The sequence below is a fragment of the Hyphomonas sp. BRH_c22 genome, assembly GCF_000961795.1.
Lineage (GTDB): Bacteria > Pseudomonadota > Alphaproteobacteria > Caulobacterales > Hyphomonadaceae > Hyphomonas.
In genome coordinates, this window is the sequence record NZ_LADU01000137.1 from 1 (window position 1) to 14,024 (window position 14,024).

Here is a 14,024-nt window from a genome sequence, read left to right on the forward strand (position 1 = left end):
GCCCTTACACCACGGTGTACAATCGCTTCAACAGATGGGCGAAGGCAGGCGTCTGGCTCAATGTTTTCAATGCCTTGGCGGAGCGATCTCCCGAATCTATGGCCTTCATCGACAGTTCGATCATCCGGGCCCACCAGCACGCCGCAGGCGGAAAAAAGGGGGCCCGGATAACGCCATCGGTCTCTCTCGTGGGGGACTGAGCACCAAGATCCATGCCGTGGTTGATGAGGCGGGCCTGCCGATCCGCCTGTCCCTGACGGCCGGTCAAGCCTCCGACAAGGCCGCCGCGCCTGCCCTTGTCGACAGCCTGAAGACGGCCGCCCATGTCGTGGCTGATCGCGGGTATGATGCGCTCTCGCTGGTCGAGCAGATACGATCACGCGGGGCCGAGGCGCATATCCCCACCCAGCGCAACCGCAAGGCCCAGCGCTCCGTCAACAGAGCCATCTACAGCCAGCGCAATCTGGTCGAGCGATACTTCAACAAACTCAAGCATTTCAGGCGCATCGCAACCCGATTCGACAAACTCGCCAGAAACTACCTCGCCGCCGTCGCTATCGCTTCCGTCAGACTCTGGACACGCGCTTATGAGTCCACAACCTAGCCAGACGCCTGATTTATAAGCAATTGAATCGCGCCCGGACTCCCCGTCCGGGCGTTTTTCATATCGGACGCCAAAAGATCACCGGAAAGGCGTCATGTTTACTTTTAATTGGCGCAAATCATGCTTAACTTGCCTCTGTCCGGGATGGTCCTGGACAAAGTCCGTGCAAGCAGCACGTTTGAAAGGAGGTGATCCATGTCGAGTGAGAAACCAGGTGAGGCCGTTGGGTCTGTGTCCTATGGTGTCTGGCTGGAGCAGCCTCCGATCAAAACCTAGAGACATGGTAGGGCAGCTGTAACGCCGCCCGGACCCGACTAGCCCCATGGGCTCACGGAAGCCGCCCCTCGACAGGGCGGCTTCTTTGATTCTGGCCTTTGAAGGTCGCGGGTTACGTTCCGCCCGAAACAAGGCTAATTGCCTTGGCAATGACATTGCGGAGACGAGACCATGACGAGCCTGACCCACGCGACATCCGGATGGACCATCGGCACGGGCAAGCCGCTCGCCGTGATCGCGGGTCTCAATGTGCTGGAAAACAAGGCGCTGGCGCTCACCGTCGGGTCACAGTTGAAAGCCATCTGCGCCGAACTGGGCCTGCCCTATGTGTTCAAGGCGAGCTTCGACAAGGCGAACCGCTCGTCCATCCATTCGTATCGCGGGCCAGGCCTGGAAGAGGGCCTTAAGATCCTGAAGGACGTGAAGGCGGAACTCGGCGTGCCGATCTGCACCGACCTGCATGAGGCCAGCCAGGCGGTGCCCGTTGCCGCCGTTGCAGACATTGTCCAGATCCCCGCCTTCCTCTGCCGCCAGACAGACCTCGTCATCGCCACGGCAAAGGCCACGGCCGCAGCTGGCGGCATCGTTCAGGTCAAGAAGGCCCAGTTCATCGCGCCCTGGGATACCAAGAACATTGTCACCAAGATTGGCGAAGCCTCCGATGTCGGCGTCATCCTGTGCGAGCGCGGTTCCAGCTTTGGCTACAACAATCTCGTCGTCGACATGCTGGGCATTCCTGAAATGAAGAGGCTCGGCTGCCCGGTCACCATAGATGCGACGCATGCCGTGCAGCTGCCTGGCGCAGACCCGCGCACCGGTGGGGCCTCGACCGGCGGTCGGCGCGATGGCGTGGCGGTGATCGCAAGATCGGCTGTGGCGGCGGGCGCCGATGGCGTTTTCCTGGAATTCCACACCGATCCCGATGCCGCGCTCTGCGATGCGCCTAGCTGCCTGCCAATCTCGGGCGCGAAGGCCCTGCTGACGCAGCTGAAGGCCCTTCACGCGGTGGTGCAAGCCTAGGCCCATGGCGCGCCTGATCCTGTTCAACAAGCCGTTCGGCGTCCTGTCGCAATTTACCGATGCCGGTACTGCAGGATCGCCGCGCAAGACCCTGTCGGACTTCATCAATGTGCCGGGCGTCTACGCGGCCGGGCGGCTGGACCAGGACAGCGAAGGCCTGCTCGTGCTGACCGATGACGGCCAGCTGCAAAACCGCATCAGCGACCCGAAATTCAAGCAGCCGAAAACCTACTGGGTCCAGGTTGAAGGCGTGCCTGACGAGGCGGCGCTGCAAGCCCTGCGAAAGGGCGTCACGCTGAAAGACGGCATGACGGCGCCTGCAAGGGCCGAGGCGATTGCCGAACCGGAAAACCTCTGGCCGCGCGATCCGCCCATCCGTGTGCGCAAGTCGGTGCCTGACAGCTGGATCAGCCTGACCATTACCGAAGGCCGCAACCGGCAGGTGCGCCGCATGACTGCCGCCGTTGGCCACCCAACGCTGCGCCTCATCCGTGCCAGTGTCGGCAGCTGGACGCTGGGTGGCCTTGCCCCGGGGGCGTGGCGTCAGGCCTGAGGCGCGGCCTCCCGTTTCTCATAGACGGATACGTGCATCTTGCTCTCGGCGGTGAACGGCTCCCGCTTCCATCCGCCCCAGCGATGCTTCAGGCTGAGGCCCGCCAGGCGCGCCATGAGGTCGATCTCGGCGGGCCACGCATACCGTATCACAAGGGGTACGAGACGGATGCCCTTCTGCGTGATCCGCATGCGCTGGAAGTCGATCCTCTGCTCAACCGGGTCATGCAGCGCCGCCTCGATCCAGACAGAATTGAATCCCACATTCATCGTCCGCACATTCTGGCCGCTCCGGGCCGACTCCGCATCGGGAACGAATGTCTCGACAAGGAACGTTCCGCCCGGTGCCAGGCATTTGGCGACATTGGCGAAGCATCGCACCTGCGCTTCCTGCGAGGTGAGATTGAAGAGCGTGTTGAACACCAGGAAAACATGGTGGAACGGGCCATCGATTGCCACGTCCGCGAAGTCGCCAATCACGACAGGGATATCATTTCCGCCCGGCTTTTCCCTCAGCTTGGCGACCATATCCGGCGATCCTTCGATCCCGCAGATATCAAGGCCCATCGCGGCCAGCGGCAGCGCCATCCGGCCTGTACCGATCGCCAGTTCGAGCACACGCCCGCCTGCCGCGATCTCGCCAATCAGGGCAACCGACTCCGCCGTCGTTCCGGGGTCGTGGAGGGCGTCATAGTCCTCGGCATTCAGTTCGCCAAAGGTCTCCGGCCCGAACTTCACTGCACCCACGCCCCCGGCGCATTGGTGCGGTAGCCCATCGCCCTGTAGGCCGCATCGATAAGCGGCTGGCCGCGATCATTCAGCAAGAGGCCGCCGCCCATCTGGTTCATCGTGTAGCTGAAGGCCATGCCGCATTCCGGGTCAGCGAAACCAATCGAGCCGCCTGCCCCGACATGGCCAAATGCCTTGTCACCCATGATTGCGCTGGTGCCAGGGCCGAGGTTCAGGGCGCGATTGTCCATCGACTTCATGTAGCCTGACGCAAAGCGTGTCGGGATCAGAAGTGTCGCGTCTCTCTGCGTGGCCGTCGACACCATGGTCATGTTGGCCAGCCGCTCCTTCGAGACCAGTGTGCCGTCATTCATGGCCAGCGGCGTGTACATCGCGACCTGTCCGCGCGCGTTCGACAGGCCGCCACCGCCGCCGATCTCTGCCGCCTGGCTTTTGCGGTCATTGAAGTCCCAGCCGCCGCTGTTCATGAAAGACTTGTGCTGGATGGAGTCCGGCTCTGTCATCAGCTTGACCGTGAACTCGGTCGGCACGTCGCCCGGCTGCGGCTCGTATGTGCGGATCGGCGCAATGTGGACGTCCGCATCTTCCGGCAGGCCAAGCCAGAAACGGGCGCCGGTCTTGTCGGCCACTTCTTCGCGAAAGAACGTGCCAAGCGACTTGCCGGACACCCGCCTGACGAGTTCTCCCACGGTCCAGCCGAAATTGATCATGTGATAGCCGTTGCGCGTGCCCGGCTCCCAGAAGGCTTCCTCATCCTCCAGGCGCTTGATCATATAGTCCCAGTCCAGATAGCCGCCGGGCTTGACCGGATCGCGCAGGGTCGGCAGCGCGCTCTCATGGTTCAGCATCATCTGAACCGTGGTTTTCTCCTTCCCGTTCCTGGCAAATTCAGGCCAGTAATCCGCAACGAGGGCGCTTGGGTTCAGTTCGCCCCGGTCGATCAGGATATGGGCACACAGCGCCGTCGCCGCCTTCGAACATGAGAACACGATGGAGATCGTGTCTTCCTGCCAGTCTTCGCCCGTGTCGGGGTTTGCCTTTCCGCCCCAAAGGTCAACTTTCGTCTCACCATTGACCGACAGGCAGACCGACGCGCCCACTTCGCCCCGCTCGGCAAAGTTGCGCTCGAACGCTTCCTTCAATTCTGCAAAATTTGGGTCACAACTGCCCTTAACCGTAGTGGCCATTTTCGTCTCTCCCTGATTTTTTCAATGCTTTGGACGAACCTTAGCTTGCGTCCTCCAAAAAGCGAGACAAATGAAAAGGCCGCCCGGCATGGCAGGGCGGCCTTGATAATCTGTCTGGTTTCCGGAGAGCGGATCAGGCGGGCTCTTCGGCGTCGTCCTTCTTGGCCGAGCGTTTCTTGGCCGGTTCGGTGACATATTTGAAGGCGAGTTTCTCCTCGTCCTTCTTGTCGATATCGATCTTGACCACGCCGCCCTTCTGGAGCTTGCCGAACAGCAGTTCTTCCGCCATCGGCTTCTTGACGTGCTCCTGGATCGTCCGGGCCAGCGGGCGTGCGCCCATGTCCGGATCGAAGCCGCGTTTGGCCAGCCAGTCGCGGGCGGCCTTGGTAATCTCGATCGACACGTTGCGGTCTTCCAGCTGGACTTCCAGCTGCAGGATGAATTTCTCGACCACGCGGTCGATGATTTCCGGCGTCAGGCCTCCGAACACGATGGTCGCGTCGAGGCGGTTGCGGAATTCCGGTGTGAACAGGCGCTTGAGGGCCTCTTCCTGCTCGTCATCCTTCTTGCCCCGGCCAAAGCCGATCGCGTTCTTGGAGGCGTCCGATGCACCCGCATTGGTTGTCATGATCAGGATGACATTGCGGAAGTCGACCTTGCGGCCATTGGCATCGGTCAGCGCACCATTGTCCATCACCTGCAGCAGGATGTTGAACAGGTCCGGGTGGGCCTTCTCGATCTCGTCGAGCAGCAGGACGCAGTGCGGATGCTGGTCAACGCCATCAGTCAGCAGGCCGCCCTCGTCATAACCGACATAGCCCGGAGGCGCTCCGATCAGGCGGGAGACGGTGTGCCGCTCCATGTATTCCGACATGTCGAAGCGCAGCATCTCGACGCCCATGATGGAGGCAAGCTGCTTGGCGACTTCGGTCTTGCCGACGCCGGTCGGGCCGGTGAACAGGTAGGAGCCGATCGGCTTGTTCGGCTCGCGCAGGCCGGCCCGCGCCAGCTTGATGGCGGCCGACAGGGCCGTGATGGCGGCGTCCTGGCCGAACACGACGCGTTGCAGGTCATTCTCGAGAGACTTGAGCGCTGCCACGTCGTCGCTCGACACCTGCTTGGGGGGGATGCGCGCGATCTTGGCGACAACGGCCTCCACGTCGCGGATGCCAACCTGCTTCTTGCGCTTGTTGGCGGGCAACAGCCACTGAGCGGCGCCGGCTTCGTCGATCACGTCGATCGCCTTGTCGGGCAGCTTGCGGTCGGTGATGTAACGATCCGACAGCTCAACAGCGGCCTTGATGGCGTCATTGGTGTAGCGCAGGCCGTGGAAATCCTCGAAGCGGGATTTCAGGCCGGTCAGGATCTTGATCGCATCCGGCACGGTCGGTTCGACCACGTCGATCTTGCGGAACCGGCGGCTGAGTGCGCGGTCCTTCTCGAAATGCTGCTTGTATTCCTTGAACGTCGTCGAACCCATGCAGCGCAGGCCACCGGACTGAAGCGCAGGCTTCAGGAGGTTCGATGCATCCATGGCGCCGCCGGAAGTTGCGCCGGCACCGATGATCGTGTGGATCTCGTCAATGAACAGGATTGCCTTTTCCTGTTGCTCGAGCTCCTTCATCACGGACTTGAGGCGTTCCTCGAAATCACCGCGATAGCGTGTACCAGCCAGCAGGGCGCCCATGTCGAGCGACCAGATGATGGCCTCGTCCAGGATTTCCGGCGCTTCACCATCGACAATTTTCTTGGCCAGGCCTTCGGCAATCGCCGTCTTGCCGACGCCCGGATCGCCGACGAGGATCGGGTTGTTCTTGTTGCGGCGGCACAGCACTTCAATACAGCGGTTCACTTCGGCGTCGCGGCCGATCAGCGGGTCGATCTTGCCGGCGCGCGCCTTGGCATTGAGGTTGACGCAATAGGCGTCCAGCGCCTCGTGGCCCTGCTTGACGGCTTCTTCTTCGCCGCCTTCCGCGCCACGCGGGCTGGTCGGGCGCGACATGCCGGGCTGCTTGGCTACGCCATGCGAGATGAAATTGACCGCGTCATAGCGGGTCATGTCCTGCTCCTGCAGGAAGTAGGCAGCGTGGCTTTCGCGCTCGGAGAAGATCGAGACCAGCACGTTCGCGCCGGTCACTTCATCGCGACCGGAACTCTCGACATGCAGGATCGCCCGCTGGACAACGCGCTGGAACGCGGCCGTCGGCTGTACACGGCCTTCGCTTTCCTCAAGGATCAGACTGGAGAGTTCTTCATCGATATAACGCACCAGATCGCCGCTGAGCGCTTCGATGTCGACCTTGCACGCGCCCATGACTTCGCGGGCATGCTCATCCTCCGTCAGCGCCAGCAGGAGATGCTCGAGCGTGGCATACTCATGGTCGCGTTCGGACGCGAGCGTGAGCGCCTTTTCGAGAGCGGTTTCGAGAGAGTGGGACAATCGTGGCACAGGAAGGGACCTTTCAGGGGTCGGGGGTGAAATCTAGTCTTCTTTCTCCATAACGCATTGGAGAGGGTGTTCATGCCGCTTGGCCAGGTCAAGCACCTGGGCGACTTTTGTTTCGGCCACTTCGTAGGTGTAGACTCCGCAAAGACCGACACCCTTCTGGTGGACATGCAGCATGATCCGGGTCGCCTGCTCACGCGAGCGATTGAAGTAGCGCTCCAGGATGTAGACGACGAATTCCATTGGCGTGTAGTCGTCATTCAGGAGCAAGACGCGGTAAAGCGACGGTTTTTTGGTCCTGACCCGGGTCTGGGTCACGATGTCGATACCGATGCCATTGCCATCACCGGGCGGGTTGCCCGCGGGTGGTCCCGGCAGGTTCGGATCGCTCATCCAGGCAGGATCATGTATGGTGTTCATGGGCTTAAGATATACGTTCCTGAGTGAGATTGAAGGGACCAAGCGTGGCAAAAGCATGTCGTGCCTGTTTTTATGGCATGGCGAGCGCAGTGAGCAGGGCATTCACACGCTTGCCATTCGTCCCGAGATCCGAATAGCCGAGGCGCGATCCGGAATAGATGGCGAGCGTCGACTGATGGTCATGGCCCTCGACCGGAAGGACGAGAATGTCCACATCATCCTTGAACCGCATCAACTTTGTCACGGCGATGAAACTGATGCGCCCGGATGCCGGATCGGAAGCCTTGATCTTCCAGTCCTTGCGCGCCGCGATCATTTGCATGATGTCTTCGAAAAGGTCTGCCGGCGTGCGGTCGAAGACCGGGGAGGATTCGTCCGGCAGGGCGGCATCCACGAACCCGTCCGGGGCGACAAGCCAGTTATTGGGCCTGGCAGGGCGCTTGAACGTCTTGAAGTCGATGAAATCTGTCATGGCGCCATGGTAGTCGGCTTGTGGCCGGTTGCCACGTGAAAAACATGAAGCCGAAAAACAAAGAACCGGGCCAAACAGGCCCGGCTCTTCCTAATCTACCTACTCTACCGCCAGACGAGATGACTCTCGTCAGACCTCGGGAAACTATTTGCTCGTCCAGGCCGTGAAAGGCTTGGCAGCATCGCGCCATGCAAGCATGCAAAGCTCAGCTTGAGCGTTCATTTCCGAAGTATAGGCGGAAACCAGGGATTTTGCAAAGGCAGACTGGATTTCCATGACCTTGCGGGGATCCTTGGCCGATGTAAGGGCCTGGGTCGCTTCAGCGCCCTGCTCGAGGGTGCGCGTGAAGAAGTCCATGTTGCGGGTGCCGAGGGTGCGCATTATTTCGGTCGAGGCCGCTGCGCGCTCTGTTGCCGTCTTCAGGCTGTCTTCAGCAAACGAGCCAAACTTGCTGGCCATGCCCGTGAATTTTTCCATGCCGTCATCGAGCATTTTCGTTGCCGCTTCGGGTGCATGCACCTCCGGCGCTGCTTTTTGAGCAGGTTTTGATTTGGATGCTGTGTTCGGTGACTTGGCCATGGGTCGGTTCCTTTTCCAGTGCTTCAGCTTGAATATAGCCGATTTCTTCGCGAATGCAATATTTTTGTTGCACTGCAGCATGAGCATTCCTGCACGTTTTTTGCACAGATGGCCTGACATTGCCAAAATTTGATCCCCTGGCCTGTGTTAAGGTGTGGTCAATGCATTTGGGCGACTCTATCGTAAACCTCGGGCGGTTCGGGGTTAATACTTTTGCGGAGGTAGGCCACTATGAAACAGCGCGCTTTGGCCCCGGTGTTAAGGACCGTTGCCCTTGCGGCAATGATGATCATGTCTGCACTGTTCGCGCCGGCGGCATTTGCCGAGAAGTATGCTTCGATTGTGGTCGACATGGACACGCACGAAGTGCTTCACGCCCGCAATGCCGACGAGACCCGCTATCCGGCATCACTGACCAAGGTCATGACGCTCTACATGCTGTTTGACGCGCTTGAGGCGGGCGAGCTGACTCTCGACGAACGCCTGATGGTGTCCCGGTTTGCCGCAAACCAGGCCCCATCGAATCTCAAGCTCCGTCCGAATTCATCCATCACTGTGCGCGATGCCATCGGCGCCCTCGTCACCAAGTCGGCCAATGATGTTGCCGTGGTCGTCGCCGAGCGTCTCGGCCGCACCGAAACCCGCTTCGCCCAACTGATGACCGTCAAGGCAAAAAGCCTCGGGCTGGAAAACACGCGGTTCACCAATGCGTCGGGGCTGCCTGACACACGCCAGGTCTCCACCGCCCGCGACCTCGCGATCCTCGCCGAGGCGATGATCACCAATCACGGCGCCTCCTATCATTATTTCACGACCCCGCGCTTCAGCTGGGGGGGCAAGACCTACAAGAACCATAATGAGCTTCTGACCAGCGTGGACGGCGTTGACGGCATCAAGACCGGTTACACCCGCGCGTCGGGTTTCAACCTTATGACCTCAGCCAAACGCGATGGCCACCGCATCATCGTCATCATGCTCGGCGGCAGCACATCCAAGTCGCGCAATGCGCATGTCACAGCCCTCGTCGAGGCCGCTTTCGATTCCTACAAGATTCCGGATGATCCAGAGGATCCGGACCGCCGCATCCAGATCGCCTTCTCCGCCTTCAATGGCGGATCCGGGCCGAACCCCGATGCCGCTGCAGAACCCATGCTCAACGGCCAGCGCCTGAGCGTTGCGACGACCGCCAAGGCGATCAAGTTCAAGACCCTGCCAGCGCCGGAACTCGAAGCCGAACCGGACGAAGAAGAGCTCCAGGAAATCCTGGTTGCCGATGCAGGAAAGACAGTCCCTGCAGAATTCGAACAGGGTGACGCCACCCCGACAAGCTTTGAAGGCGCAACAGTCGTCATCCCGGCAGGCCGGCCCGCCTTCACGGTGAGCGAATACGAAGCCCGCCAGTTCGGCCAGTAGAAATGCAGCCGCGCTGATCGCATCGCCAGGACTTGACGAACACTCCCAATCGGGCAGACGCCTCTGCGTAAAGCTTCCAGGGAGTCGCTGGTGAAAACCGAGACAGAGATCGAACTTGCGCGCAATGTCATCCGCATCGAGCGGGACGCGCTGGAGAAACTCGAAGCCGGTATAGACGAATCCATCGTCCGCGCCGCCGATACGATCATGGCAACTGATCGTTACCTGATCGTCGCGGGTGTCGGAAAATCAGGCCATATCGGCCAGAAACTCGCGGCCAGCCTCGCGTCCACCGGTACGCCATCCTTCTTCCTTCACCCCACCGAAGCCAGCCATGGCGACCTCGGCATGATCGTTCCGGGATCTGTCCTGCTCGCCATCTCCTATTCCGGCGAAAGCCGCGAGATGGTCGACCTCTTGCGCTATTGCCGGAGCAATTCCATCCCTGTCATTGGCATGACACGGGCGGCGGACTCGACGCTCGGCCGCCTGTCGGACGTGCTGCTCCTCCTGCCCACCGTGCCCGAAGCCTGCCCGAACGGCCTCGCCCCCACCTCCACCACCACCATGGCCCTCGCCCTCGGCGACGCCCTCACCATGCTGCTCATGGACCGGCGCGGGTTCAGCCGGGAAGACTTTGGCAGCCGCCATCCGGGCGGCAAGCTCGGTCGTTCCCTGCAAACCGCGGGTGACTATGTCGCCGATCGGCCGGGCGATATTCCCGTGGTGACGACAGATGCCAGCGTGCAGGACGTGATCCTTGCCGTATCCGAAGGCCGCAAGGGCTGCGTTGCGGTTCTGGGGCCTGACGGTCGCATCGTCGGCATGGTCACCGATGGCGACCTGCGCCGCGCCATGCTTGCCGGAAAGCTCGGCGGCGATGCATCATCGGTGATGACGCCTGGTCCGCGCACTGTCGCCCCGGACGAACGCCTCGCCGTGGTGATCAAGCGCCTCAGCGAGCACCGCATTTCCAATGCGTTCGTCGTGGAAGACGGGCGCCCGATCGGCATTGTCGACATGAAGGACCTGCTCGCCGAAGGCTATGTATGAGGCCACCTCTTCTCCGAAGCGGCCCGGCTGGATCAGAGTGCTGATTCGAAGAATCAGCACTCTGATCCAGAATTTCTTATTGGTCGCGGCGTGTCCCCGAAAACCGGGTCCACTTTTCGGCACGCCGCTCTAAACCTCGAACCCGTCGCGACCTGGTCACGCCTTGAACCCAGCTTCCGTCACCGGACGGCCACGCCGCGCCGGGCACTTGTGCTGGATCAGGCCCGCTGCACCTCGGCGCGCGCCATCCAGGTCTCTTTGTTCAAGCCCGCGATCAGCAGCCAGAAGGTCAGGCCCGCCTCGCCTACAAGGCAGGGCAGCATGATCCAGGGGAACAGGCCCGATGCAAACGCCGGCGACAGGATACTGAGCACACTGTTCGCGACATAGCATAGACCGGCGAGCACGATGAGGGCACCCAGTACGCGGGGCAGGAAACCTGAGCGATAGATCAGATAACCTTTGAACAGGCAGCTGATCCCGAACGCGAACAGGCTGATATCATAGGTCTGGCCGTGAAGCTTGATCGCGAACAGGGTCGCCGCCTCGATCTGCTGCTGTCCGAAAGCCTGCAGGTAGTCCCCGCCTCCCAGCAGCATCAGCGGCGCCAGGAGCAGAACGGACTTGAAACCCGCGATCGCGGTCGAGACAAGGTGGAAGCCGGCGCCCAGCAGCGCCAGCCGGCGGCTCACCGGCTTCAGCAGTTCATACAACAGCAGGGCCACGAATATGTCGGCCGCCAGCATGAACAGTTCCGCTGTCAGCCCGATGCGCCAGAGCGATTCCGCGCCGGTGATATTGGCGGCGGTTGCAGCCGCGTCGCCAGAATTTACCAGTGTACCCCGAACGAAGGCTTCCGCAAATATCCCCGCGACGATGATATAGAGATAGAAAGCACCGGTCAGGCGCGCCAGCGCGACCGGATTGTCCCGCACGCGGCGGGTCATGTGTGTTTCGGGCGTGGCCATTATGTGTCCCTCGAGTATCTGAAGATATCGAAAAGCGATAAAGCACGCCGCTCCCTCTGTAAACTGCTCCTGGAGGAAAAACGGCGGCGGTCCTGCCTGGGACCGCCACCGCAATCTGTTCAATCGGTCCGGACTTACTTGACCAGTTCGAACTGGATATTGACGCGGGCCGTATAGCCGACCTCACCGCCCGAAATCGGGGTCGAGGCATCCATCATCATTTCCTTGCTGCGAGACATCATCGCCATTGGCTGCGGGCTGTAGTCGCCGCCTTCGGAGATGGTCACGATCCGGCCGACCTTCATGCCGGCAGCCGACGCGTAAAGTTCCGCACGCGCGATCGCACTCTGCACCGCCAGGCGACGGGCTTCAGCGCGGACTTCATCGTCATTGTCGAGCGCAAAGCTGATGCCTGAGAATGTATTGCCGCCAGCCGAGACGAGGCTGTCCATCGTGGCGCCAAGACGGTCCAGGTCGCGCACCTTTATGGTCAGCTCGTTTGACGCGGTATAGCCGTCCAGGCGCTGCTCACCGCGCGTGCGGCCCTTGCCTTCATCGATTTCGACATAGGTGTAGCGCGGCTGCAGGGAGAAGTTCGACGTCTGCATGTCCTTCTTCTCGATACCGGCTTTGGCCAGCGCATCGAAGACGCCCGTCATGGCATTGGCCTGCTGCTGCATGGCGGCCTGAGCGGTCTCGGCATCAGCCTGAACACCGGCGGTAATGAACGCAATGTCGGGCGCGCGCATGACTTCGCCTTCAGCGGAGATGTCGAGCGTCGTCTCGGGCTGGATCGAATTGTGATTCATCGCGGGGTGTTCCATCTGCGTCATCGAGGCCGTCTTCGCCGTCGTCGGCATTTGCGCACAGGCGGCTGGCGCCAGCGCAAGCATGCAGGCACCCACCGCAACGATCAGTGATTTTTGTTTCAACATGTTCAAAAGATCCATTTCGGTTAAAAGCCTTGTCTCCCAAAGGATTAAGGCACCAAGACGGCAAAAGTTGCACGCTGAATGAAATTTTGCCGCCCGGTCAGGCCGGACCGAACCCGTTCGGATTCCGGCTTTGCCACGCCCACTGGTCGCGGCACATATCATTCAGGCCATATTCCGCCTGCCAGCCCAGAAGGCTCTCGGCCTGGCTCGGATCGGCCCAGAAGGCGGCGATGTCACCATTGCGCCGCGGCGCAATATTGACCGGCACGTTTCGACCGCTGGCCTTTTCGAACGCCTGAACCAGTTCCAGCACCGATGTTCCCTGTCCCGTGCCCAGATTCACCGTGATCGCGCCCGGCTCGCGCTCGAAGCGCGCCAGCGCCAGGACATGCGCGCGCGCAAGGTCAACCACGTGAAGATAGTCACGCACGCCTGTGCCGTCGGGCGTATCATAGTCATTGCCGAACACGTTCAGCGCCGGTCTGCGGCCAACCGCCACTTGCGCCACATAGGGCATCAGATTGTTGGGCACTCCGTGCGGGTCCTCGCCGATCTCGCCGCTGGCATGTGCGCCAATCGGGTTGAAATAGCGCAGGATCGCCACGTCGGTCATGCCGCCCGACGCCACAAGGTCATTGAGCATCTGCTCGACGGCCAGCTTGGTCTGGCCATACGGACTGGTCGGGCTCAGCGGGTGGTCTTCGGTATAGGGCAGGAAGACAGGCTCGCCATAAACCGTTGCGCTGGAACTGAAGACGAAGCGCTTCGTTCCGGCTTCCATCATGGCCGTCAGAAGGCTGTGCGAGCCCATCACATTGGCGCTGTAATAGTCGAGCGGCCTGGCGACGGAATCGCCCACCGCTTTCAAGCCGGCAAAATGGATCACCGACTCGCAATCATGCTTTTTCAGAATTTCGGCGATACGCGCCGTATCGCGTATGTCCGCTTCATAAGACGGCAGTTCATGATTGGTCAGGCGCCGCACACGGTCGAGCGCGGCCGGACTGCTATTGACGAAATTGTCGACGACGACAGGTGAGTAACCGTGCGACAGCAGTTCGACGCAGGTATGCGTGCCGATATATCCTGCCCCACCTGTCACCAATACCTGCTTCATAAGCTCACCCTTGCAGACGCCGATTACCGATTCAATACGCTTTCAGTCGCGTCCGGCGCTCAAAGCTCGATCACCCGCCGCAATGCAATTTCATGACCAAAACGCGTGAAATGCGCCATTGCCACAGGTGGTCCGCATGCGTAAACGGGAGGATCAGTGGGCCTGTAGCTCAGTTGGTTAGAGCGGACCGCTCATAACGGTTTGGTCGCAGGTTCGAGTCCTGCCGGGCCCA

14 protein-coding genes, 1 tRNA gene and 1 pseudogene are annotated in these 14,024 nt (G+C 60.9%); 7 read left to right on the forward strand and 9 right to left on the reverse strand.

The annotated features are described in order from the left end of the window. The 4 genes and pseudogenes from VR74_RS21380 to VR74_RS19385 all read left to right on the forward strand — a co-directional run. Positions 1-200, forward strand: a pseudogene (locus VR74_RS21380) (IS5/IS1182 family transposase); the annotation flags it as partial. Continuing rightward, the gene (locus tag VR74_RS19375; RefSeq protein WP_299951438.1) at positions 197-604 is read left to right on the forward strand and encodes an IS5 family transposase; all 408 of its coding nucleotides are present in this window, start codon (positions 197-199) and stop codon (positions 602-604) included. The pseudogene VR74_RS21380 and the gene VR74_RS19375, both read left to right, overlap by 4 nt. A 447-nt stretch (positions 605-1,051) precedes the next feature. Next, the gene (kdsA, locus tag VR74_RS19380) at positions 1,052-1,900 is read left to right on the forward strand and encodes a 3-deoxy-8-phosphooctulonate synthase (RefSeq protein ID WP_045699644.1); all 849 of its coding nucleotides are present in this window, start codon (positions 1,052-1,054) and stop codon (positions 1,898-1,900) included. Positions 1,901-1,904: 4 nt separating this feature from the next. After that, a complete protein-coding gene (locus VR74_RS19385; protein WP_045699646.1) occupies positions 1,905-2,453 on the forward strand; it encodes an rRNA large subunit pseudouridine synthase E in 549 nt (182 codons plus the stop codon). On the opposite strand, the gene VR74_RS19390 is transcribed toward VR74_RS19385, so the two are convergent. From VR74_RS19390 to VR74_RS19415, 6 genes are all read right to left on the reverse strand, one after another. Beyond that, positions 2,444-3,199 (reverse strand): class I SAM-dependent methyltransferase, encoded by a 756-nt coding sequence (locus VR74_RS19390; protein WP_299951393.1) that lies wholly within the window; start codon positions 3,197-3,199, stop codon positions 2,444-2,446. The genes VR74_RS19385 and VR74_RS19390 overlap by 10 nt on opposite strands. Beyond that, the gene (locus tag VR74_RS19395; RefSeq protein WP_045699648.1) at positions 3,187-4,389 is read right to left on the reverse strand and encodes a serine hydrolase domain-containing protein; all 1,203 of its coding nucleotides are present in this window, start codon (positions 4,387-4,389) and stop codon (positions 3,187-3,189) included. The genes VR74_RS19390 and VR74_RS19395 overlap by 13 nt, the downstream gene beginning before the upstream one ends. Before the next feature lie 133 nt (positions 4,390-4,522). After that, positions 4,523-6,838, reverse strand: coding sequence for an ATP-dependent Clp protease ATP-binding subunit ClpA (gene clpA / locus VR74_RS19400; protein WP_045699649.1), 2,316 nt, complete (start codon positions 6,836-6,838; stop codon positions 4,523-4,525). Between the two features lie 33 nt (positions 6,839-6,871). Next, positions 6,872-7,228: an ATP-dependent Clp protease adapter ClpS gene (gene clpS / locus VR74_RS19405; RefSeq protein ID WP_045699707.1), complete on the reverse strand. Its 357-nt coding sequence runs from the start codon at positions 7,226-7,228 to the stop codon at positions 6,872-6,874. Between the two features lie 97 nt (positions 7,229-7,325). Further along, entirely contained in the window at positions 7,326-7,727 is a 402-nt protein-coding gene (locus VR74_RS21385; protein ID WP_299951399.1) for a DUF1499 domain-containing protein, read from the reverse strand. Positions 7,728-7,871: 144 nt separating this feature from the next. Next, on the reverse strand, positions 7,872-8,426 hold the full coding sequence (locus VR74_RS19415) for a phasin family protein (RefSeq protein WP_299951441.1): 555 nt from the start codon (positions 8,424-8,426) through the stop codon (positions 7,872-7,874). A 171-nt stretch (positions 8,427-8,597) separates the two neighbouring features. On the opposite strand from VR74_RS19415, the gene VR74_RS19420 reads away from it, so the two are divergent. Both VR74_RS19420 and VR74_RS19425 read left to right on the forward strand, forming a co-directional pair. Next, the gene (locus VR74_RS19420; RefSeq protein ID WP_299951402.1) at positions 8,598-9,719 is read left to right on the forward strand and encodes a D-alanyl-D-alanine carboxypeptidase family protein; all 1,122 of its coding nucleotides are present in this window, start codon (positions 8,598-8,600) and stop codon (positions 9,717-9,719) included. Positions 9,720-9,809: 90 nt separating this feature from the next. Next, positions 9,810-10,772, forward strand: coding sequence for a KpsF/GutQ family sugar-phosphate isomerase (locus VR74_RS19425; RefSeq protein WP_299951405.1), 963 nt, complete (start codon positions 9,810-9,812; stop codon positions 10,770-10,772). Between the two features lie 218 nt (positions 10,773-10,990). On the opposite strand, the gene VR74_RS19430 is transcribed toward VR74_RS19425, so the two are convergent. The 3 genes from VR74_RS19430 to galE all read right to left on the reverse strand — a co-directional run bounded on the left by VR74_RS19430 (position 10,991) and on the right by galE (position 13,792). Next, positions 10,991-11,740 (reverse strand): DUF4386 domain-containing protein, encoded by a 750-nt coding sequence (locus VR74_RS19430; protein ID WP_299951408.1) that lies wholly within the window; start codon positions 11,738-11,740, stop codon positions 10,991-10,993. 134 nt (positions 11,741-11,874) lie between these two features. Further along, positions 11,875-12,675, reverse strand: a complete 801-nt coding sequence (locus tag VR74_RS19435) for an SIMPL domain-containing protein (RefSeq protein WP_299951411.1) — start codon at positions 12,673-12,675, stop codon at positions 11,875-11,877. 97 nt (positions 12,676-12,772) lie between these two features. Beyond that, positions 12,773-13,792, reverse strand: coding sequence for a UDP-glucose 4-epimerase GalE (gene galE / locus VR74_RS19440; RefSeq protein WP_045699655.1), 1,020 nt, complete (start codon positions 13,790-13,792; stop codon positions 12,773-12,775). A 158-nt stretch (positions 13,793-13,950) separates the two neighbouring features. Between galE and VR74_RS19445 the strand changes: the two genes are divergently transcribed. Continuing rightward, a tRNA-Ile gene (locus VR74_RS19445) sits at positions 13,951-14,024 on the forward strand.